The following is a 20660-nucleotide window of genomic DNA, read 5'->3' as shown; positions in this document are numbered from 1 at the left end:
TGTTGCGAACTTGTGGTGAAACTATTTACACATTGTGGGGGCCGCCGATATTCTATAAAGTGGTAATCAGAATGGATAAGTTTAGGGGTGCGGAATGGGGATCAAGGTTCTGATTGTAGAGGATGAAGTCAAAATCGCATCGCTGATGGAATCGTTCCTTCAAGCCGAAGGCTACGACGTCTTGACCGCGATGGACGGCAATACCGCCTTGCAGCTCTATACCAAACATAAGCCGGATATCGTCCTATTGGACTGGATGCTTCCGCAAATGAACGGGCTGGATCTATGCCGGCAGCTTAGACAGATCGGGTCTCCCGGGATCGTCATGGTCACGGCCAAATCCGAGGAAACCGACAAAATCGTCGGCCTCGAAATGGGAGCCGACGATTACTTGACGAAGCCTTTCAGTCTTAGGGAGCTTTCCGCACGCATCCGCTCCTTGTTGAGACGGTTGAATCGAACCGACAACGACAATTCCGGACATGTGCTGCGAAGAGGCGATCTTACGATTCACGAGGATAGTCTGCAAGTATTTAAAGGAGCCGAGGCGCTGCACCTCACGCCGACCGAATTCAAGCTGCTGCTCTTGCTGGCGTCCAAGCCCGGGCGGGTATACAGCCGAACGCAGCTGCTGCATCATGCTTTCGAAGAAGAGTTTATCGTCGACGAACGGACGGTCGATTCCCATATCAGCAAGCTTCGCAAGAAAATCGAGGGCGGCAGCCGAGGCTCCGACTATATTCAAACGGTGTACGGGTTCGGTTATCGTTTCGGAGCGGAACATGAAAATTAGAACCAAGCTCATGCTGTCGATGAGCGTATTGATCCTGTTCATTCTGCTTGTTTTACTTGCCGTTACACATGTCCAGTTTTATATTTCCCGCGATTTCGCCTATCTGGAGAATAAGGGACCTTTTGAATCGCTTAAAAAGGAGTTCGAACAATATTACCGGGATCACGGCGATTCTTGGGAGCATGTTGGCAGCGCAAGGTTCGAACATGCCGACTCCTTTTCCGAAATCGTATTGTCTGCGGATGGAAAGGTCTTGTATCGGCAAGGAACACTAAACCCGGATGAACTTCGCAGCGACGGCTTTATGCTCGCGCTTGACGAGGGGGACCGGAGGATCGGCAGACTGTACGTGATGAACGACAAGCAGTACAAGACCTACGAGTTCAAAACGATATGGTACGGCATGCTGCCTAATATCGGCATCGCTTCGCTGCTCTTCACCGGCATTGCGGCGCTGCTGACCATCTTCCTGTTGTCGTGGAGGCTGACAAGCCCTGTACGCAACATCATCCAAGGCATCGAGACGATCCAAAAAGGCGGCGCTGCGGCCGTCTTTCCCGAGCGTCGAAAAGACGAATTCGGAGCGATTTCCAGGGCTCTTCGAGAGATGAACGATTCGCTGGCCGACGCGGAACGAACCCGCAAGCAGCTGATGTCCGATGTCGCTCATGAATTGAAAACGCCGCTGATGATCATCCAAGGGGAATTGGAGCTGGCCCATGAGACGGGGGCCCCGCTTCCCGCCGACAAACAAGCTTCCATTCTTGACGAAGTGCTGCGGCTGTCGCGATTGGTTCATGAGGTGCTGGACTTGTCCAAGCTCGAAGCCGGCATGACGGAGCTGCGCCCGCGGACGGAGAACTTGGTTGCGCTGCTGGAGGATTTAACAGAGAAAATCCGGTTTATGGTGGAGGATAAGCAAATCGATCTGTCCCTGCATGCCCAGGAAGAGGTCATTCCCGTCTCGGTGGAAAAAGCCCGCATTCTTCAGGCGCTGTACAACATTCTGACGAATGCCGGCTACTATACGAACCCCGGCGGGCGAATCCGACTCTTGGTGGAAACGGCATACCTGCCAGACCGGCATCAGTCCTATGCCCGAATCCGGGTGGAAGACAGCGGAGCCGGCATAGCTCAAGAAGACTTGCCCCACATCTTCGACCGGTTTTATCGAGCCGACCATTCCAGAGCTCGTCCGAGCGGCGGGACCGGTCTCGGGCTTGCGATCGCGCGGCAAAACATCCTTGCTCATGGGGGCTGGATCGACGTGCAAAGCGTGGTTGGCGAGGGGTCGGTGTTTATCGTGTATTTGCCGATGGGACGGATGGAGCGATAATGGATGAAGAGGGCCGTCGAAGGAATCGACGACCTGATTGTCGGTAATTCAACTATTGCACATGTGTCAATTTATCCGGGTTGACAACAAAGTATAGATTCGTGATGCGTCCATCCCGAATCATAAATGAAAAGACAGACCACATGATTGTATCCTTATATACAACGATTCCAGGCAGGCCATTCACCATGGCGATACGGCAAGTAAAGCTTCCAGGCCATTTTTTCAAAACACTCGAAATACTTTCGGAAATTGAAAGGTGCCCATGAAGCGGTTGCGTAAGTGCCTTTACTTTGCCGCCTCCGTCTGCGAGCAGTACCGCGTCGATCGATAGGAATTTCATAAGGCGGGCCGCGTCACCTGTAGTCAGAGCGTGCATGAATTGTTCCACCAAGTTTGTGGCTTTCTCCAGATCCGAGCGGTCCGAAGTATCCGATACACCCTTTACGCTAAGACTCCGTTTCGCCCGATGAAAGATTTGTCGGCAGTTCGCGCTGCTTTTGCCTACGATGTCGGCAATTTCATCATAATCGTACTGCATCGCCTCGCGCAGCAAGAAAACGGCTCGCTCCACATAAGATAACTGCTGCAGCAACAGCAAGTAAGCGGTCGTTACCGATTCCTTCTGCAAGTATGATTGCATCGGATCCGTTTCATCGCTTGCCGTTGTCACGAGCGGCTCCGGCAGCCAGGTCCCGACGTAAACTTCCCGCTGCTTGCTCGTGGAACGAAGCAGTTCGAGACAGCGGTTTGTTACGATTTTGCACATGTACGCTTTCATATTATGGATGTGGTCGGAGCCCGATTTGTACAAAGTGAAAAAGGCTTCCTGGACAACATCTTCCGCATCCATGACGCTGCCCAGCATACGGTAGGCAAGAGAGAACAATAGCGGTTTGTATAAGGAATATGCTTGCTCGGTCTGCCTGTTTTCCATGAGGAGAGCCCCCGCTTTCTGCATGTCGCTCACACCAATATCATCGTATCCCGGCCAGACTTCCGGGTTGTCTCCATATCTTGTAACACGCGCCGCGCCGCACGTCTGCCGCTTGCCGCCGCAGCATCCGCCAAATTCTCTCCATGGGTGGCCCATTCTCCCGCCACGTAAAGTCCTGCAATTTCGGGTACGGCCGGGCCCGGAAATCGATCTTCCCTGCCCAAGTGCATAAAGTCGTAGGCTACCGTAATATGAGGAAGGTACTGCCTAGCGACCACTTCCTTCCGCCAACCGGGTTGGATCAAGTCCAACGTCCGTTCGAGTAATTGTTCGTCCGCTTTGGCATCCGTTCCGCCGGTTCCGTTACTTTTCGTAATGTTCACCACCGAAGTGCCGTCTTCGCTTAATCGTGTAAACTTCGACTGATTAATGAAGTACACGGGCTGATCAAGACCCAACACCGCAAAATGATCGGGTGCTGAAAGCCGCTTCAAAGAAAGAGTCAAGCTGGCCGCCTCGATGACACGAGCTTGTTCTTTCCAGCTTAAAATCGAACGGCAGCCCGTATCGCCCAAGAGCCGGGAGGTTACGGCAGGTGGAGTCGCGGAAATCACATGCGTGACGTCCATCTCCTGGCCGTCAGCAAACTTGATTTTATGAACGGCTCCGTCATGTTCGATTTTCGTTGCATTTTTCCGTGTGAGTATGGAGACGCCTGACCGAACGGCTTTTTCGTATAGCTGGTCCACCAAAGTTTGCCAGCCGTCTTGAATATAGATAATGCTGTTCTTCTTGGTCGTACGCGCCACGGAACGTAAGGCGGGGCCGGCCAATTGGTGATCTATGGCTTGTGCGTACGAATTTGTCCTGAACATGGCATAGATAATATGACGAGTCATCGGATCGCTGAATTCTTGTTCAACCCATCTCCGCAGACTGATCGCCGGCACCGAATCGGCATCGAAGGCGGTCAACGTTTTAAAAAACTTCATAAATTGCATCTTACCGGACCAGCTCAGGTTTTGGGAAAGGATAAATTTAAACATATGGGTTACCTTATTGTTCCACAAAAAGGATACGTTTGTTCCTGGAGATCCTCCCTCCATCCGTATGCCCAAATCTTGCAGTATGTTATGCAGTGCCCCTCCCTTGATGATGGCGTGCGAACCGACATCGAAGATAGCCCCGTTTTTCTTGACCGATATGGCCCGACCGCCAAGCTGGCTGGACTTCTCGATGAGGACAACGGACTTACCCGCCTGAGCCAACTCGATCGATGCCACCAAACCCGCAATTCCTCCGCCAATGATTGCCGCATCAAACTGTTTCATCCTTCATCCTTCCTTCGCTGTTTATTCATTCATCAACTAAGATGGAGAATGTCGCGGATCTGTGACACGAAACGAAACAAAAAAAATGAAGAACGATCCCACTTACGCTTTTGGGCTCCGTTCTCCACTTGAATTTGCAGCCTATCGCTTAAAGCACATGTCCCTCCATGCCTCTCCCGCCAAAAATGGATGGGACTAACACCTTACGTATTTTCGTTTGAAGCCAAGCTGCCCTTTATCTACCGCCTTCTGGATATTACCGGAAGCGTTCAAAAACTTGCTTTTCGCCGTGCCGCGATGGACTTCCACCGGGCCTACCTCCTTCGCGATCGCGACCGCCTTCTCATGGAGCGGCACATAAGAGACTCCCACCGTGTAGATGAAATTGTTCATCGCATACTTCGTACGATCCGGGGCGTCATGAATCGTTTGTTTAACAAGGTCCAGCATATCGGCAAGCTTCTCTTCGGAAAATTCACGGTCCGGCCGATTCCCGAGCATCCAGCAGTAGCAGCTCCAGCCCGCCGACATTTTAAGCTCGATACCGCTTGCAATCCATTTATCGGACACGTCTTGCGCAATATCCGTTTCGGCCAAAGTTACGGCTACCACATAATCCGATAGCATATAAAAATAAGCTCCGTCGATCCACCGTTCAAAATCCGCCTCTGTCATGGCTTCCGGATCCGCGATCACCCCGGCAAAGTACATGGCGTCGTAATTCCCCGTCGCGTAGAGCTGCTCGGCCAAAGGCTGATTGCGTTTGATTTTTCGGAAGAGAGGCTTCATTTCCCCTGTGGCCACGCCAAAAAGCGGTTCGTGCGCGCCATTGGATTGGTAGATCTTCTTGGTGCGTTCCTTGCCGAGAGCTTCCAGCTCTTGCATGACCGTTTCTAGATTCATGATTCGCACTTCCTTTTTATCGATTTGCCGGTAGCGAAGCAGACGTCTTACCTTGAATATATCATAAATCGGCTTTAATCCAATGATAACGGGATCACGACGGGTTATCGGCAAAAGAAAAAAGGAGCATGTCCGACGCAACAGCTCCAGTCGATGCCTTCACCCTATTTGTTTAGACATGGCTCAGCACGATTTCTCCATTAGGCGTTCCCCGCCTTAGAAAGTTTATTGCTTGGTGAAAACCATCCAATAAGGGCGATCGCCACCAAGACAATATAGAAGACGGAAGTCCAGCCCGTGCTATGGGGGAAATGATGATCCAAAATAGCAATATCCTCATGGGCAAGCGTAATGACGGCTAGCTTTACCCCCACCCAGGCAACGATTGCATAAGCCGTCGTCTCGAGCGCGGGGCGTTGGCCAAGCAGCTTTACAAACCAAGTTGCCGCATATTTGATTAACACTAAGCCGGCAATCCCGCCAAGCACCACTACTGCGAATTGTCCGCCGTCCATACCGCCGAACTCGCCCAGCGGGGAGTCCGGCAATCCGAGCGCAAGCGCTACCGCGGCAAGAATAGAATCGATGGCAAAAGCGAGGTCGGCCAACGCAATTTTTCCGACTGTAGGCCAAAACCCTTTCCCTGCGGCCTCTTGCTTTTGATCCTTGTGCGTATTCTCGTTCTTCTTACCGAACCGCGCTTGGATGATGTGCTTGAGACCCAGGTAAAGAAGGTAAGCCGCGCCAATCGCCTGCACTTGCCAAACATTTGCGATGAAGGATATCGCGAAAAGTGCGGCAAAACGAAAGACGAAGGCCATGATGATTCCATAGTTGATCGCTCGTTTCTTCTGTTCATCCGGTAAATGCTTCGCGATAACCGCCAATACGAGCGCATTGTCGGCCGACAGCAATCCTTCCAAGCCGATAAGAATGAGTAAAGCCCACGCATACTCCAACCACAATGACTCCAAGTTTCAATTCTCCCCTCTCCGACCCAATATGTAGAGATAATATTTCCTGCCCTGCAAATTGGTATACGTAATAAGTCGCCGATGGGATTCAACTTATTTTAAATACCGCATATCCAATGCGAACAAGCTCTCCCCGTTCGGAAGAGCTTGTTGCGACTTTGCGTTCGGCAGCAAAAAACACCCCCAAAGATCGGGGGGCTCAAACGTAGCGCCTCGCATTCGATACATCTAGTTTTTAAATCGTGGTTCTATAGATGTCTTAGCTTCTCCGGATTTGCGACATTATAGATCGCTTCGATCTTCTGATCTCGATAGGCAAACGAATAAACATATTGTATGCCTTCACCCAACCGAATGCCGATTCCGGGGAGCCCGTTCACCAGGAGGAACGAAAACGTCATGTTACCCGCATGCCTGTTGATCAAATGAAGATGCAGCTTCAGCACTTGCTCAAACCCGACAACAGGCACTTGCGCCACTCTTACTTTGCCTCCGCCGTCCGAATAGAACACGACATTTTCATTAACCAGCTCCAGAAGCTTCGTCGTATTTCCTTGCAGCAGCGATGTCACAAACGCTTTAACCTTCTCCTCCGCAATGGAAACCGACGGTTGTTGGTCCGGGTCGAAATGGATGCTTTTTTTGGCGCGATGGAAAATTTGCCGGCAATTCGCACTGCTTTTCCCGACGATATCGGCAATCTCTTCAAACGAATAATGAAAAACCTCTCGGAGAAGAAAAACCGCCCTTTCCGTTGCACTCAGTTGCTGCAGAAGCAGAAGATAAGCCGTGGAAATCGACTCGGACCGCAAATACTTATGGGACGGATCGTTGTCCGAAGCCCCTTTTTCAATCAGAGGCTCCGGTAGCCACGGACCGACGTACATTTCCCGCTTTTTGGCCGACGATCGCAAAAGATCAAGACAGCGATTCGTTACGATTTTGTATAAAAATGCCCTTTCGTTTCGGATGGTCCCGGCGTCGGACAGCCCGTCATAGCTCAAAAAAGCATCTTGCACGATATCCTCCGCATCCATGACGCTGCCGAGCATTCGATAGGCTAACGAAAACAGCTCCGTTTTATAACGTTTATATAATTCCTCTGTGCTCATAAAAGGCATTCCTCTCCTTACCCTCGAGGGAGAGCATGTGTTGGATGGCTCTTTTGGCGCTTGCCGTCGCGGCATCGGCCAATACTTCACCGTGCGACGCCCATTCTCCTGCTACGTATAGTCCTTGTATTTCCGGCACAGCGGGCCCGGGATTCTCAAGACGCTTCATATGCATAAAGTCGTGACAAACCGTCATTTTAGGAAGGTATTGCTTGACAATCAATTGTTCCCGCCATCCCGGCTGCATCAAATCCAGCACACCTTCCAGTTCGTGCAAATCGCTATCCGGGTTCGTTTCCTTCCCTTGGTACTTAATGAGCGATATGACCTGCGCGCCATCGTCGCTTAGATAAGCCGCACGCGATTGATTGGTGAGAAACACGGTCTGATCGATTCCGTATGCAAATTGTTGCTTGGGCTTCGGAAGTCGCTTCAAGGCCACATCCAGGCAAGCCGCCGTGACCTCGATCGCTTGCTCTTTCCAGGTATGAAGAGCGGTTTTTTCGGCAAAGGGCACCAACTCATTGGCGATAGCAGGCGATGTGGCAAGGATCACATGGTGCGTATCGATTTTCGTCCCGTCTTCGCAGAGAACCTGCCGCACGATTCCGCCGCGGGTGTCGACGGACGAGACCTTGGTATTGGTTAATAGCCGCACGCCCAGTTCGGATGCCTTCTTCCGCAATTCCTCGATCAATTCGCCCCACCCGCGATCCAGGTACAACGCGCCTTTAAGGGCATTCTGCAGCTGCTTCAATACGGGACCCGCGGCTGGCAAATCCGGCCCGGCCACATAACCGGCGGTACGAAGCAACGAATAAAAGATATGGCGCACCATGGGATCCCGCACATTCCCCTCGACCCATTGGCGGATACTGATCCGGTCAAATGGACGTGTATCCGCTTTTGAAAGCTTCGTAAGACAAGAGGCGAACTCCATCTTTCCTTTCCACGACAGCAATGGGGTCGTAAACAACGATTTCATATCCGAAGGCAGGGGGCTCAGCTTCCCTTTCCAAATGCCATATGCGAAAGCCGAAGGTTTTTTTCCTTGCAAGGACAATCCCAGTTCCCGGAAAGTTGCAAGCGCGTCTCCCTTATACAAGGCATGTGCGCCCAGATTGAAGTAAGCTCCTTTTTTCTTGTTGGATATGGCTCGGCCGCCCAAGCGATTTTGCTTTTCAATGACCACCGTTTGTTTTCCGGCTTTGGCTGCGTAAATGGCGGCGGTTAAACCCGCAATTCCTCCACCGACCACGACCACGTCAATCTTTTGCATCGCTCATCATCCCCTCGCAATTTTACCTGTATGACGGGGAAGGGATGTGAAGTGTGACAGTTCCGTCATGCCGATTCTCACTCTTCGCTTTACCCCGCGTTGGCTGGAACGGCAAATTTTAAGGCCACCCTCTGCGGATGGCCCTTTCCTTGAATCTCTATTTTCAACGATCTTCGTTTCGGCTTATTGACCTGCTGCGAAACGGTCGATTACCGCGAGCTCCAGATGGTCGGTGATCAGTCGGCTATAATGGGCCAGCCGGACGATTCCATTCTCGTCGATTAAAAATTCGGCGGGGATTCGTTGGAAGTTGGAATCGTTCTCGGGCGTAAGCTCGAAACCGGCGGCTGCAGCTTCAGCGATAAACTCTTTTGTACGAGGGTCGGCCAAGGTTGCCTTCACTTTCTCTTCCGAGGATTCGATGCCGTACAAATCATACAGAGCAGCAGTTGGATCGGCAACCAACGAGAACGGAGCGTTTTGAGCGCCTACATAAGTTCTCATGTTGGCAATAGGCGATTCAAACAAAGCGATGACGTCCATGCCTTCGCGCTTCCACTGTGGGTATCGACCAATAAACTGGTGTACTCGCAAATTGCACACGGCACAGGCAGAGAATCGGAAAAAGGAAAGCAGCACTTTTCGACCTCGATAGCTCTCCAACGCTACGGGATTGCCGAGGATGTCAGTGGTAGTGAATGGCGGAGCGATCATGCCCGGTTGAAGTAGTTGAACCATAGAAAATACCTCCTAAGTCGATGAGCTGTATCCCCATCTTATCAGGACATCCCCCCTACTTCCGTGACCTAGTCACCTTGCAACGCCTCCAATTGCTCCGGATGAATAACGCGAATCCAACCCCTTCCCGACTCGATCCACCCCTGGTTTCGGTAGCGCCGCAACGCACGGCTTACGACTTCACGAGAGGAACCAATCTCTACCGCCAACTCATGATGGGTTACATGCAGTAGCGGCTCTCGTTCCGAAGAGGTTCGTAGCAGAGCTTTTGCCAACCGTGCATCCAAGGATTGCGATCGGCGCCCGTCATATTGTTCTCCTATGCGAAGCAAGCCATCCAGCAAGCCTCCGAAAACAGCAGCCCGAATTTCCGCGTGCGTCTGCAGCCAGCCGAGGAAACTCTCTTTCGCAATGAATAGGGCTTCGACTTCCGACTCAGCCGTTATGGCCCCCGGGTAATCGCGGCCGCTTAGGCCGCTAAGTACGAAAAGGGCGCATACCTCGCCCGCCTGGAGCCGACTTAAGACGGTCTCCCCGCCATCCTCAGCGACACGACTGATGCGAGCGGTTCCGCTTAATAGAAATAGGCCATAGGAAGCCGCATCCTCCCGCTGAAATAGACGAGATTTAGCTGGGAACTTCCGGACAACTGGCTGTGCTTTCACCCATTCCACAGAAGGAACCACACTCAGATAAGGACAAGCCTCCATTGCCCGAGAAGAAATGACTTCGATATCTTGCATTGTTTTCACACTCCCTTGGCCTATAAAACTTACCGTCACTTGTGGCAGGTTCACCGAACAATATCTAAGCACAAAGTAAAGTTTGATCACAGAGTATACATCAAGATATAAAGAAAGCGCCACTCCAGTATGGAGTGGCTATTGAAATTCAACGCGGAGGTTTGAATGCCAACAATATATCATTTGCTTCGTTATTGGCTAAGTCTAAATGTGTCTCCAATATCTCTCTCGCATTATGTCTTAGCTCAATTGATGCTTGTTCCATTTCCTCAGCTTCCCTTATTGCCTGAGCAACCCTCTCGGTTATTTCTGGGTCTGGAAGTGGTAATATTAGATTTGCAAGGTTTTCCCATTTAACCCTTGTCCTACTGATCCCTGTTGCCAACAGTAATAAATTTGCCCGCGCTTCAGGAGTTCTCAAAAGCATCCATATTACCCTTGGATCTACCCCTTCTTTTGGGCGGAAGATGGTGAACTCATTTGTAACTACACACCCATCTAGCTCAGCCGGAACGATGGCACAGGAGCCGTAAGTTGCGCCTATATTGCTTAAGACAATGTCTCCAGCCGATACAATATATAACCGACTATATGTGCTATCTGAAGCTAAAATTTCGTCTCCTGCTTCGGCAAATCCATCATATCTCACACGAAGATATGTTACAAAATCATCGCTTTCTCTAGTATCAATTGCATTGTTTTCTGAAAACTCAACTAAATCTACCAACTCCGAGAATTTTATAACATTTCTCCCTGCTGCTTCCCACTGGTCTACATTCCGGTTAGGCTTTAGTAAGCAAGACTTAACATCCATTCTATCAGAAATTCGATCACCTGATACTACATAATCGGCTACCGATGGATCACCCTGCAAAAACGCCTCATAATGCGTTAAAACAGTTGCTATTTCTTCCTCGGCGCGTCGGCGGTTCTCCCTATCAATCGGTAAAACTCGCTGCCGTGATGGATCGTCAATGCCAACATATCTGCAAGGGTACATGAAAACAGAAGGTTGACCAGTCTCACCATTGCGTCTTTTCTCAAGTATAAGGATTGAAGTCTTAACTCGCGCAAGCGACCTTTGAAAAGCGTCTCCCGGCAATGAAATAACTGCTCTAACGATGAATTTCTCCCTGATAAATTGTCGAAACCGTCTGTAATCATCGCCTCCAAGAATACCATCGTCAATAACGGTAATCATTCTGCCACCCGGTTTAAGTAAATCATAATACCGTTCAATGAACATAAGACTTGACTTCAGGCTATTTCTCGCTGTTCTCCTTGCTCCTTCACCACTGAAAGCTAACTCATACTCGTCCAAAATTGCAGCTTCATTCGCTGTTGTTCTATCGTATGTCTTGGCAAATGGGGGATTAGTTAAAACAACATCGACAAACCCGCCCGGTTGCTGTACTAGTGCTCTCAGTTGATTTTTTTCCTGCTGAATTTCTAAGGAATCATTAGGTAGTATTCTGACTTGTTTGTCTAGGGCGTCCGCTTGAAAAATGCTACTCCCACCATCACCATGAAGATACATATTCATCCTAGCTATACGCGCAATTGCTGGTTCCCGTCCAACATCAACCCCAAATATCTTACGCAGAGCTATCTCGTTCTTCAAAGCATCCTTTTCAGCTAGCGTTAATGTATTAAGAGAATCTACCTTTCTCCACATTTCACCTAATACTTCAATAAGGAATCCGCCAGTGCCACAGCAAGCATCAAGAACTGACTCAGTATATCTTGACCCGTTATCGAGTAAGACCCCGACCTTCATTCTTGCCAATTTCGCACCTAATTTAACGACACTTCTCGGTGTAAAGAACTGCCCTAAATCTTTACCCCTCATTGTTGCATTTAGGAAGGTTTCAAATAGGCGTCCGTTAAGATCGGCATCAATTCCAAACAAAAATATATCCTCAAGCTTTTCAACGACACCTTTAATTGTTTCAGGTGACAAAAGGATTCTTTCATTTGGTTCAAAAATTCGCTTCTTATTTCCAACAAGAATCTCTCTTTCAAGATCGTTTAGTAATTCTCTAAACTGGATCGTATCAAGTGGATTTGGAGTATCTGCCTCCCGCTCCTCAATCCATTTTTTCGAGAACTTCACTTCGTTTACTGGAACTTCAATTACGGTTCTATTCGCAATGTCTGGATGTGCTCTAAGAAGTTTTCGATCTGAGAGTAATTTAAGGAACACGACTTTAACAAATTCTTCAAACGCAGCGGATTGACTCATTGCATCTTTTTTATAAATCTGCTGATGACACCAAGCAAACGCAGCATTAACTTCTTCCAGTGTTTTTTTATAAAGAATGTGATGCTGGACTTGTTGGTTCTGACTGACCATATTTGCGATTCCATCGTTCGACAAAATTTGCTTAAACCGATTGTATTTTTCGTTTCCATCGACAAAGTCGGCGAAGCTTAGCTCCAAAATTACTTCTTCGGAATCCCAATTATATAGCTGAGTATAGAACCCATTTGATAATACGAAATAACGAACAGGGTTCGCGTTTCTATAGCGTTGGTTTATCATTAAGCAATAGCCAGAACATTGACCAATATAGTTAGTCAGTTCCTCCCCTGGTGCTTTAGCATCAAGCACCCAACGAACAGTACCATCCAGTTGAATCGCGTAATCAGGTTTATAAGGTGCACTCCTACTTCCCCTGCTTATTCTTAATTCTTGTATACTCGTCTTTGGAATTATTTGTTGGTCAGAATAACCCAAGTCCTCAAGTAATCTATTGATAAAAAAGGTTTCTACGGAAGCCTCATTGGTAAATACATTATCGTTACAAAATTTGTTTTGCGTCATATTACCACCTCATTGCACACAGGAATGACTTTAGTTAACTCTAATTTAATTCTTCAAAAAATGTCGATTTCCTGCGTGTGCTCTAAAGTTATATTTCAATTACTAATAAACCAACCTCTCCCGCAGCCCAACCTGTCCCATAGCAATTTTTGATTTGAAACCCCTTTGGAAATTATTATAAAAAATGTCCGCATTTAAGCAAAGAAAAACAACCTTGCATCAAACAAGGTTGTTCCTACCATTACATTTTGATTTCTACATCCCCACTTGCGTTTACTTCAGCAACCTTTATCCCATTCTGATCTTTTATAACAACCATAATAACATTTCTCTTTGCTCCAGCAGAGTTAGCTGCTTGCAATATTTTTTGATGCAGCATAGCAGCAAGTCTCTTTTTATTTGTTTCTGTCGTGTTGTACCAATCACTGCTGACCGTTACATAAAATACTGACCAGTCACCAGCTTCTTTGTCTACTTTGCGAACGACTCCTAAGCTATCTTTTACGATTTTGTCGATTTCTTTATTATAGGCATTCAAGTCTACATCGGGAGTCGAACCACATCCAGCAAGGAACAAAGAAAGAACTATCGCGATAAGTGCAAGCGGCACAGTATTATGTATTTTCATTCTCTTTCTTCTCCTTCTCCGAAATTTGCTTAGCTTTTAGCATATGCCGAACAAACAAAGCGCAGGCTTCAACAGAGGGTGTCCCATTCACAATTACATTGACTCCATTAGGCAAGGTAAATCTCTCTGCATCATTCGCTACATCTTCCTTCATGTAACACCTCCGCAATGAGTACTATAGTCTACATTTTAACATCAACAATACGAGGATTCCACTTATATGAATTTGCATGTGACTATAGTCTGTAGACCCCTTTAACGCTCGGTCGGACAATGATTTCAAAAAGGAGAAATACCTTGACAATTGAAATCATTTTCGGTGAAATTCTCAAGCAGTATCGCATTGAAAGGGGTTTGTCGCAGGAAGAATTAGCCTTAAGTATCAATTTGGATAGAACCTACATCAGTATGCTTGAGAGAGGGAAAAGACAGCCAACAATCAGTTCATTATTTGCTATTGCTGAGGGGCTAAACATAAAGCCTTCAGATCTTATAAAAGAACTTGAGAAGCGTTATACAAAGCCTAATGATGAATAAATAAAGACAGCCATTCAAACGGCTGTTTTTTTCGTTCATACGGCCATCATACGGTCGTCAAGCGAACGAATGTCTCGATAAGCTGTTGGATATTCCTTGATTTTTTTATATTGGTCATACGATCACTTGTTTTTGAACGGTGCTTGTTAGGTACGCCACACTTTATCGGGGTAAAGTGTTAAAGAAAATATTAGTTTTCCTGCCCCTACCCTGCCACGCTCAAGCATGTCAAAAAGTATACCTTCTGACATATGAACAAAAAGCCCAAAATAACTGTTTCAAAAAGTTTATAAAACGAATTGAAATGTGTCAAATACACTGATATACTTATTGACATATAAAGGGAACAGAGGTCGATAAATCATGAGAGTTGCATATGTCAGAGTATCAAGTACTGACCAAAATGAGGAGAGACAAATCAAAGCATTAGAACAGTACGGAGTTGAAAAGTTCTTTACAGAAAAGGTAAGCGGTAAAGATCGCAATCGCCCACAACTCAAAGCAATGCTGGAATTTGTTCGTGAGGGTGACACAGTTCACATTGAATCAATATCTAGGCTCGCTCGCAGTTCTCTTGACTTCTTACAAATCTTCAAAGAGCTTGAAAGCAAGGGGGTACATATCGCTAGCATCAAAGAGAACTTTGATACTAGTACACCACAAGGTAAATTCATGCTTACTGTATTCGGTGCATTATACGAATTAGAGAGGGAGAGTATTAAACAACGGCAAGCGGAAGGAATCTCTCTTGCTCTTGAGAAGGGAGTTAAATTCGGTAGACCGAAGCATGAAATATCAGAGCAGTTTAAGAAGGTATATCAAAACTGGAAAGCTGGTCGATTGACTGCTGCAGCCAGCATGAAAGAATTAGGAATGAAGCCGAACACATTCTATAGAAGAGTGAAAGAATATGAAAGCAACTTATGAACACTTATGATCATAAGTTTATGGAACAAATGTTCTAATTGCGACAAGCATTACTGAAACCTCCGTAGATGCCCCATATTACATCAATTGTTGTCTAGCTGTAAAATCCTTATAGTTTGTCTCGGAGTGATTCTAGGTAGCTTGGAGTGAGGAACAAAACGCCGAAAATGCTATTGTGGGCTTAAGCGAGGCATGAGAAGAAGCTTTTAGTATTATGTAACCATCATCTTGCTATGAAAGAAATTAGTTATGTATAGTAGTCTTCTCTATTCTTACAAGAGAGGACTACTAGCCTGCGGCGCTATGCAGTTCTCCCGAACTGCACTCAGAATATATATAGTGCACAAAGTGTAACCATTAGTTTGCGGTTTGGCGAAATTTCCTCATCTTTTTTTTGATCGCATCTTTATGTTTCATAACCGCCTGTCTTGAAATACCTAGCATTTTGGCAGTTTGTGCGTCATTATATCCTTCTGACAAGAGTATAGCCACTTCTCGTTGTTTTTCAGTAAGGTTATACTGTTCAAGCTCTATTTTTTCTTCCGCATCAAGGTTCATACATGACAGATACTGAAGTTCAAATAATTCCTTTGATTCCTCGGGTAACCCATCAAGATATACAGATTCAATTGAACTTACAATCTGTCGAAATATACGCTCCATCCGGAGAGGTAAATAATTCTTTACATATCCACTAAAGGAACCAGTTTGCCAACAGTATGAATGGACTAGCTGGCAAAACTCAACTAACGCTTCTGAAATAATGTCATGCGCCATAGACGAAACATACTGATATTCAACATGTTCTGTTTTGAACCGATTAACCCTTATTTGTAAAGGGGATAATCGCCGTCTTGCTTTTCCTTTTATACTTTTGAACGGTGACCATACCATTGACTTTATAAATGGTGTATAACAATCGATAAGCCGAAGTAGTGCCTCTATATTCCCAGCAAGCAAATACTGGCGTATTAGCCGTTCATCTTCATTCAAAATATTCTTTTTGCTTTCCTTCCTTATTGGAATCTTCTTTCGGGGGTCAAAGATTGCTATAGTGTTCATTAATTTTTCTTGTATTCGCTGTTCAGCCTCCAGGTTATCGAAATTTCGCGCATCTCCTTCCACTAACATTTTCCTCCTCCGTTCACGAGAATAATTCGATTAACAATTTTTCTTCTTCTAAAATTTCTTCTAAAAGCAAGTCAGCCATTTTATCTAAAAACAACTCAATTTCCTCCTGTCCACCAGATAGCTTCATTTGATGCTCCAAAGCGGCACACCTCCTTTCACATAAATAGTAGCATATATATGCTACTTTATCAATATCTTTAGCACAAATTTGTTTGTTATTGATATTTTATACTACTTATGCTACCATATTAGCATGATACTTTTTTTGGAGGGTTGATGATGAACGGAGTTGCTTTCGGCAAAGAAATTAAAAAGTTGCGAAAAAAAGTCGGGATTGCTTCTAAAGAGCTTTCACAACAAGTAGGAAAAGCCGTTACCTATGTATCTCAGCTTGAAAGAGGTCTGATTAAAAAGCCGGATTATAAAACCTCATATCAGCTTCTAAAAAGGCTTGAGATTGAAGAAACCAAGATTGATGGATTACTTGACTATTTTGGTATTAAATCACCTGAAAGAGAACAAGCCGAAGGAGATTGGGCCGCTGAGCAAGCTGAATTTTATTGGCTAGAGCCTGAGAAAGCTCGTCTTAAAAACAAAAATGACCGTCTACATCAAAGTTTGAAAATGCTTATTGATGTGGACTTTTCGGCAGCCGATAAGCTGATTAGCCACATTGAGGCTCTGACAAGTGATAAAAACAAGTTTCACTTTCTTACCTCTCTATTTGAATATGACTACTCCAGACTAACTAATGAAGAGCGAGCAAATATAATCGCTACAGTGAAAACTGCCATAATGGCAAATTATACATTCGATGAATATGGGGATTTTGTCAGAAAGGAGACATTGAAATGAGAGTGGCCATTTATGTAAGAGTTTCAACGGAAGAACAAGCACAAGAAGGATTCTCCATTGATGGGCAGATCAGTGCACTTCATGATTTCTGTAAGCACCACGGTTATGAAGTTGTGAAGTGTTACAAAGATGAAGGTGTGAGTGCTAAGTCAATCTCAAAAAGGTATCAACTCCAACAGATGTTAGAGGACAGCAAATCTCAGCAATTCGATTTGGTACTTGTATGGAAGTTAAACAGGTTAGCAAGGAATCAGCTTGATTTATTAAAAATTATCCAAATACTTGAGGAGAACAATGTTAAGTTCAATAGTATCAGCGAGGGTTTTGACCTTACAAACCCAATGGGTAAATTCGGAATGCAGTTAATGGGTGCTGTAGCCGAACTTGAGAGAAATCAAATAGTCGAAAATGTGAAAATGGGGATGACCCAAAGAGCTAATGAAGGTCTTTGGAACGGCGGGAGTATGCTGGGTTACACTTCAATCAATAAAGAACTTGTTATTGTTGAATCTGAGGCGGAACTTGTGCGCTATATTTTTGCCCTATACATTGAGGGATATGGATTCAAAGCAATAGCGAACAGACTAAACCATGAAGGATATAAAACCAAAAAAGGCGTCGCATTCTCAATTAATTCAATTCGCCAGATTATCACTAACCCCTCATATGCTGGATTTATCCGGTTCAACAAACAAACTGATTGGGAAACTAAAAGAAGAAAAGGAACCAATTCTAACCCGCTTCTCGTTAAAGGCAAGCATCAACCAATTATCGATTCAGAAACTTGGAATAAAGCTCTTGCAATCTTTCAAAGCAAATCACATAAACCGCCAAAAACATTTACTGGGCATTTTCCGTTAACGACTTTATTAAGATGTCCTCAGTGTGGACAAGGCATGATCGGACATAGGTCTAAGCGCAGTAAGAACCAAAAAGAATACATTCGATATTATCAATGCGGTAATTTCCGACAAAAGGGCTCTGCCGTATGTAGTTCAAACCTTGTTAAAGCAGATGAAGCCGAAGAGTATGTGTATAAAAAAATTGAGGAAATCGCGTCCAATAAGGCGCTGCTTGCCATTCTCGTACAGCGTGTAAATAACAAAGTCAGCACACTCAAAGAGCCCCTTGAGAGACAGTTACAACATGTTAGAGGACGAATTAAGGAAGTAAACAACACTGCTCAGGGGCTACTGTTCAATCTTGAAAAAGACAATTTCAATAATGTGTTTATTATGGGAAGGCTGAACCAATTACAGGATGAATTAAAAAAGCTGCAAGCACACGAAGCGGAGGTCGAATCTGAATTACAGCGTCCGACAGTACGAGAAATTCCTTTCCCTCAAATACACCGAATATTATCAAACTTTTCTAGGTTGCTGAAGAAAGCGGAGCCTGAAAAACAGAAAGAACTACTCCATTCCATCATCAACAAGATTACCGTTCATCCGGGCAATAACCCGACAGAGAGAAGCATTAAAGAAATTGAGCTATTCTTTGATGCTTCTCTTAAAAACGACGACTTTGTGCTTACTTATGGTATGGTTCAGCTTAACGGAGCTATCGACGAAAAATGCAAATGGGAGCTGACACGGCCAGCTCCCTTTTGGTTATGCAGACTTATCAACAGTATCGTTTATAAATGAGATCCTCCCGTAACATCAAGCAACTGGGCTGTGACGAAACGCCCGTCCTTAGATGCAAGGAACGCAACAACATCGGCAATATCGGAGGGTTCTCCCATTCGTCCAAGCGCCACGATGTCGGCGGGGAGTTTTTGCGCTTCGGGTGAATCAAGAAAGTCCGCATTCATGTCAGTTCTAACCATGCCGGGTAAAACCGCGTTTACCGTGATGCCTCGAGGACCAAGCAGTTTTGCAAGATGAAGCGTGAAAGTATTCATTGCCCCTTTTGTTAAGTTATAGGCCATAATGGGCGGGTAGGCAACCCTTGTAACACCCGAAGAAATGTTGACGATACGCCCTTCGTTGCGAATGCGGGAAAGCGACTTTTGAACTAAAAAGAACGGTGCTTTAACATTCACTGCAAATATGGCATCAAATGCGGTTTCCGTCGTTTCTTCATAAGATTCGGGAATTCCCATACCGGCATTATTGATCAATATGTCGAATTCCGTATTGCCGGCTCGATACTTGAGTTCCTCATCAAGCAATTGGATTAGCTGATTAACTCCGGCAACCGAGTTAAGGTTAGCACCAATAGAGAAGCCGTCACCTCCATTCGCTTTTATAGACTTAACCACATCTTCCGCAGCATCCTGACTACTTCCATAATGAACGGCAACCAGTGCACCTTCACTTGCCAACCGTAATGCGATCCCACGACCGATCCCTCTGCTGCCGCCAGTAACCAAAGCCACTTTTCCATGTAGTCGATTCATTCTTGCGCTCCTCCCCGATCAGCAACTAATAATGCGCTGCGATGCCGTCTTTGTGGCTCATGCTGCAAATGTTCCATTTTCCAATCGATAGGCAATGCAGTCCAAGTGTTTCCGCGATCAGAAGATCGATAAAGTCCTCGATTATTCAGCGCATAGAAAGTATTGGTATCTTGCGGGTCCGCTGCTAAATTGGAAATCATCGTACCTTCCGCAACGGGCAAGCCCTGTTCAACCCTTTTCCACGGTTGGTCTTTTTCTTTACGATAAATATAAGATTCAGCAACCGAAGGGTCATAAGCATTTCTTGCTGCAACAGCGGCGGAAACAAGCATCATGTCCGGGTCATCTTTATTGACTACCATGCTAAACATATATCGATGTTCTAACCCATCGCTTAATGGTTCCCATGACTCGCCGCCATCGCGACTCATTAACACACTCCTGCCTGGTTGATCTACACCGTCGCTGCACGCTGCATAGATTCGATTAGGTGCCTTCGAATGAGCTAATAGTGTATGAGCGTCTAAAGGATTTCCTTCTTTTGTATCCAGCCAGTGTTCGCCCCCATTTGGAGTTTTAATCACTGCTCCTGCCTCGATGGATACGTATATGTGTCCGTTGGACGGATCTTCCGCAATCATCCGAACATTATGGGTTTTAGGATTTGGAGGAAATGACCACTTCGAATAAGAAGATAACGCTTTGATTTCTTCCCATTCCCTCCAAGTTTGACCTCCATCGATGGAATAAAATAATGCACTTCGATCTGTTCCTACATAGACCATTCCATGATTTCCGTATTTTCTGATCGGGCTGACGAAAACCGAAGTAAAGATAGTTTCCGAGATCTCTTGTCCTATCCTTCTCCAACTGTCCCCGCCGTCATCGCTCATCCATAGGCCATAACCGTCGGTACCACAATAAAGGCGGTTTGCCATGAAGGGATCGACTGCTATACATACAGGATTTAAAACCATTGGTTGAGCCTGGACATTATACTTCGCTTCTAATTCATCTAATACAATTAATTCTCCCGACGCACATAAGAAAAATCGCTTCATCACTTTCTCTCCTCGTATACAGATTTGTTTGCTACCGTTATCTGATTAGGTTAGAATACATATACAGATCTTGATCTTAGTGATTATGATCATTAACCTCTTATAGATAATGATTATGATCAGTAAATTAAAGAATGTCAAGGAGATTAT

At 45.9% G+C, this 20660-nt stretch carries 21 protein-coding genes; 6 read left to right on the top strand and 15 right to left on the bottom strand.

Going from position 1 to position 20660, the window contains the following annotated elements:
- Positions 1-94 precede the first annotated feature (94 nt).
- Positions 95-793 carry a response regulator gene (locus DLM86_RS19945; RefSeq protein ID WP_110841824.1) on the top strand — a complete coding sequence of 233 codons (699 nt, stop codon included), beginning with the start codon at positions 95-97 and terminating at the stop codon, positions 791-793.
- Positions 794-803: 10 nt separating this feature from the next.
- A complete protein-coding gene (locus DLM86_RS19940; protein ID WP_245954735.1) occupies positions 804-2129 on the top strand; it encodes a sensor histidine kinase in 1326 nt (441 codons plus the stop codon).
- 52 nt (positions 2130-2181) lie between these two features.
- Here DLM86_RS19940 and DLM86_RS19935 read toward each other — a convergent pair whose 3' ends face one another.
- The 11 genes from DLM86_RS19935 to DLM86_RS32130 form a co-directional block, all read right to left on the bottom strand.
- The gene (locus DLM86_RS19935; protein ID WP_245954782.1) at positions 2182-3090 is read right to left on the bottom strand and encodes an RNA polymerase sigma-70 factor; all 909 of its coding nucleotides are present in this window, start codon (positions 3088-3090) and stop codon (positions 2182-2184) included.
- Between the two features lie 5 nt (positions 3091-3095).
- Positions 3096-4397 (bottom strand): phytoene desaturase family protein, encoded by a 1302-nt coding sequence (locus DLM86_RS19930; RefSeq protein WP_110841822.1) that lies wholly within the window; start codon positions 4395-4397, stop codon positions 3096-3098.
- Between the two features lie 195 nt (positions 4398-4592).
- Positions 4593-5300, bottom strand: coding sequence for a DNA alkylation repair protein (locus tag DLM86_RS19925; RefSeq protein ID WP_110841821.1), 708 nt, complete (start codon positions 5298-5300; stop codon positions 4593-4595).
- A 200-nt stretch (positions 5301-5500) separates the two neighbouring features.
- Entirely contained in the window at positions 5501-6274 is a 774-nt protein-coding gene (locus tag DLM86_RS19920) for a TerC family protein (RefSeq protein ID WP_110841820.1), read from the bottom strand.
- A 248-nt stretch (positions 6275-6522) separates the two neighbouring features.
- Positions 6523-7386 (bottom strand): RNA polymerase sigma-70 factor, encoded by an 864-nt coding sequence (locus DLM86_RS19915; protein ID WP_110841819.1) that lies wholly within the window; start codon positions 7384-7386, stop codon positions 6523-6525.
- Positions 7364-8665, bottom strand: coding sequence for an NAD(P)/FAD-dependent oxidoreductase (locus tag DLM86_RS19910; RefSeq protein WP_110841818.1), 1302 nt, complete (start codon positions 8663-8665; stop codon positions 7364-7366). Before DLM86_RS19910 ends, DLM86_RS19915 begins: the two co-directional genes overlap by 23 nt.
- A 183-nt stretch (positions 8666-8848) precedes the next feature.
- Positions 8849-9403: a redoxin domain-containing protein gene (locus DLM86_RS19905; protein WP_110841817.1), complete on the bottom strand. Its 555-nt coding sequence runs from the start codon at positions 9401-9403 to the stop codon at positions 8849-8851.
- Between the two features lie 68 nt (positions 9404-9471).
- Positions 9472-10146: a Crp/Fnr family transcriptional regulator gene (locus DLM86_RS19900; protein ID WP_110841816.1), complete on the bottom strand. Its 675-nt coding sequence runs from the start codon at positions 10144-10146 to the stop codon at positions 9472-9474.
- Positions 10147-10294: 148 nt separating this feature from the next.
- Positions 10295-12970 carry an N-6 DNA methylase gene (locus DLM86_RS19895; protein WP_110841815.1) on the bottom strand — a complete coding sequence of 892 codons (2676 nt, stop codon included), beginning with the start codon at positions 12968-12970 and terminating at the stop codon, positions 10295-10297.
- Positions 12971-13211: 241 nt separating this feature from the next.
- A complete protein-coding gene (locus tag DLM86_RS19890) occupies positions 13212-13598 on the bottom strand; it encodes a hypothetical protein (RefSeq protein WP_110841814.1) in 387 nt (128 codons plus the stop codon).
- Positions 13585-13752 carry a hypothetical protein gene (locus DLM86_RS32130; protein WP_158289580.1) on the bottom strand — a complete coding sequence of 56 codons (168 nt, stop codon included), beginning with the start codon at positions 13750-13752 and terminating at the stop codon, positions 13585-13587. Before DLM86_RS32130 ends, DLM86_RS19890 begins: the two co-directional genes overlap by 14 nt.
- 143 nt (positions 13753-13895) lie before the next feature.
- Between DLM86_RS32130 and DLM86_RS19885 the strand changes: the two genes are divergently transcribed.
- Both DLM86_RS19885 and DLM86_RS19880 read left to right on the top strand, forming a co-directional pair.
- Positions 13896-14135 carry a helix-turn-helix domain-containing protein gene (locus DLM86_RS19885; protein WP_110841813.1) on the top strand — a complete coding sequence of 80 codons (240 nt, stop codon included), beginning with the start codon at positions 13896-13898 and terminating at the stop codon, positions 14133-14135.
- 363 nt (positions 14136-14498) lie between these two features.
- Positions 14499-15062 carry a recombinase family protein gene (locus DLM86_RS19880; protein ID WP_110841812.1) on the top strand — a complete coding sequence of 188 codons (564 nt, stop codon included), beginning with the start codon at positions 14499-14501 and terminating at the stop codon, positions 15060-15062.
- 357 nt (positions 15063-15419) lie between these two features.
- On the opposite strand, the gene DLM86_RS19875 is transcribed toward DLM86_RS19880, so the two are convergent.
- Positions 15420-16187: a LuxR C-terminal-related transcriptional regulator gene (locus tag DLM86_RS19875; RefSeq protein WP_158289579.1), complete on the bottom strand. Its 768-nt coding sequence runs from the start codon at positions 16185-16187 to the stop codon at positions 15420-15422.
- 19 nt (positions 16188-16206) lie between these two features.
- Positions 16207-16332: a hypothetical protein gene (locus tag DLM86_RS33025; RefSeq protein WP_281272177.1), complete on the bottom strand. Its 126-nt coding sequence runs from the start codon at positions 16330-16332 to the stop codon at positions 16207-16209.
- Between the two features lie 140 nt (positions 16333-16472).
- On the opposite strand from DLM86_RS33025, the gene DLM86_RS19870 reads away from it, so the two are divergent.
- Positions 16473-17048: a helix-turn-helix domain-containing protein gene (locus DLM86_RS19870; RefSeq protein ID WP_158289578.1), complete on the top strand. Its 576-nt coding sequence runs from the start codon at positions 16473-16475 to the stop codon at positions 17046-17048.
- The gene (locus DLM86_RS19865) at positions 17045-18694 is read left to right on the top strand and encodes a recombinase family protein (protein ID WP_245954734.1); all 1650 of its coding nucleotides are present in this window, start codon (positions 17045-17047) and stop codon (positions 18692-18694) included. Before DLM86_RS19870 ends, DLM86_RS19865 begins: the two co-directional genes overlap by 4 nt.
- On the opposite strand, the gene DLM86_RS19860 is transcribed toward DLM86_RS19865, so the two are convergent.
- Both DLM86_RS19860 and DLM86_RS19855 read right to left on the bottom strand, forming a co-directional pair.
- Positions 18685-19449 (bottom strand): SDR family oxidoreductase, encoded by a 765-nt coding sequence (locus DLM86_RS19860; protein ID WP_110841808.1) that lies wholly within the window; start codon positions 19447-19449, stop codon positions 18685-18687. The two genes, DLM86_RS19865 and DLM86_RS19860, sit on opposite strands and share 10 nt — an antisense overlap.
- Positions 19446-20510: a WD40/YVTN/BNR-like repeat-containing protein gene (locus DLM86_RS19855; protein ID WP_110841807.1), complete on the bottom strand. Its 1065-nt coding sequence runs from the start codon at positions 20508-20510 to the stop codon at positions 19446-19448. The genes DLM86_RS19860 and DLM86_RS19855 overlap by 4 nt, the downstream gene beginning before the upstream one ends.
- Positions 20511-20660: the final 150 nt, after the last annotated feature.

The organism is Paenibacillus flagellatus, from assembly GCF_003217775.1.
Lineage (GTDB): Bacteria > Bacillota > Bacilli > Paenibacillales > NBRC-103111 > Paenibacillus_AB > Paenibacillus_AB flagellatus.
Note: the sequence above shows the minus strand (reverse complement) of the source record. Positions and strands in the feature narration are given on the sequence as shown.

Coding starts and splice junctions, on each gene's coding strand:
- DLM86_RS19945 (WP_110841824.1), top strand. CDS start 95: ATGGGGATCAAGGTTCTGATTGTAGAGGATGAAGTCAAAATCGCATCG.
- DLM86_RS19940 (WP_245954735.1), top strand. CDS start 804: ATGCTGTCGATGAGCGTATTGATCCTGTTCATTCTGCTTGTTTTACTT.
- DLM86_RS19935 (WP_245954782.1), bottom strand. CDS start 3,090: ATGCAGAAAGCGGGGGCTCTCCTCATGGAAAACAGGCAGACCGAGCAA.
- DLM86_RS19930 (WP_110841822.1), bottom strand. CDS start 4,397: ATGAAACAGTTTGATGCGGCAATCATTGGCGGAGGAATTGCGGGTTTG.
- DLM86_RS19925 (WP_110841821.1), bottom strand. CDS start 5,300: ATGAATCTAGAAACGGTCATGCAAGAGCTGGAAGCTCTCGGCAAGGAA.
- DLM86_RS19915 (WP_110841819.1), bottom strand. CDS start 7,386: ATGAGCACAGAGGAATTATATAAACGTTATAAAACGGAGCTGTTTTCG.
- DLM86_RS19910 (WP_110841818.1), bottom strand. CDS start 8,665: ATGCAAAAGATTGACGTGGTCGTGGTCGGTGGAGGAATTGCGGGTTTA.
- DLM86_RS19905 (WP_110841817.1), bottom strand. CDS start 9,403: ATGGTTCAACTACTTCAACCGGGCATGATCGCTCCGCCATTCACTACC.
- DLM86_RS19900 (WP_110841816.1), bottom strand. CDS start 10,146: ATGCAAGATATCGAAGTCATTTCTTCTCGGGCAATGGAGGCTTGTCCT.
- DLM86_RS19895 (WP_110841815.1), bottom strand. CDS start 12,970: ATGACGCAAAACAAATTTTGTAACGATAATGTATTTACCAATGAGGCT.
- DLM86_RS19890 (WP_110841814.1), bottom strand. CDS start 13,598: ATGAAAATACATAATACTGTGCCGCTTGCACTTATCGCGATAGTTCTT.
- DLM86_RS32130 (WP_158289580.1), bottom strand. CDS start 13,752: ATGAAGGAAGATGTAGCGAATGATGCAGAGAGATTTACCTTGCCTAAT.
- DLM86_RS19880 (WP_110841812.1), top strand. CDS start 14,499: ATGAGAGTTGCATATGTCAGAGTATCAAGTACTGACCAAAATGAGGAG.
- DLM86_RS19870 (WP_158289578.1), top strand. CDS start 16,473: ATGAACGGAGTTGCTTTCGGCAAAGAAATTAAAAAGTTGCGAAAAAAA.
- DLM86_RS19865 (WP_245954734.1), top strand. CDS start 17,045: ATGAGAGTGGCCATTTATGTAAGAGTTTCAACGGAAGAACAAGCACAA.
- DLM86_RS19860 (WP_110841808.1), bottom strand. CDS start 19,449: ATGAATCGACTACATGGAAAAGTGGCTTTGGTTACTGGCGGCAGCAGA.
- DLM86_RS19855 (WP_110841807.1), bottom strand. CDS start 20,510: ATGAAGCGATTTTTCTTATGTGCGTCGGGAGAATTAATTGTATTAGAT.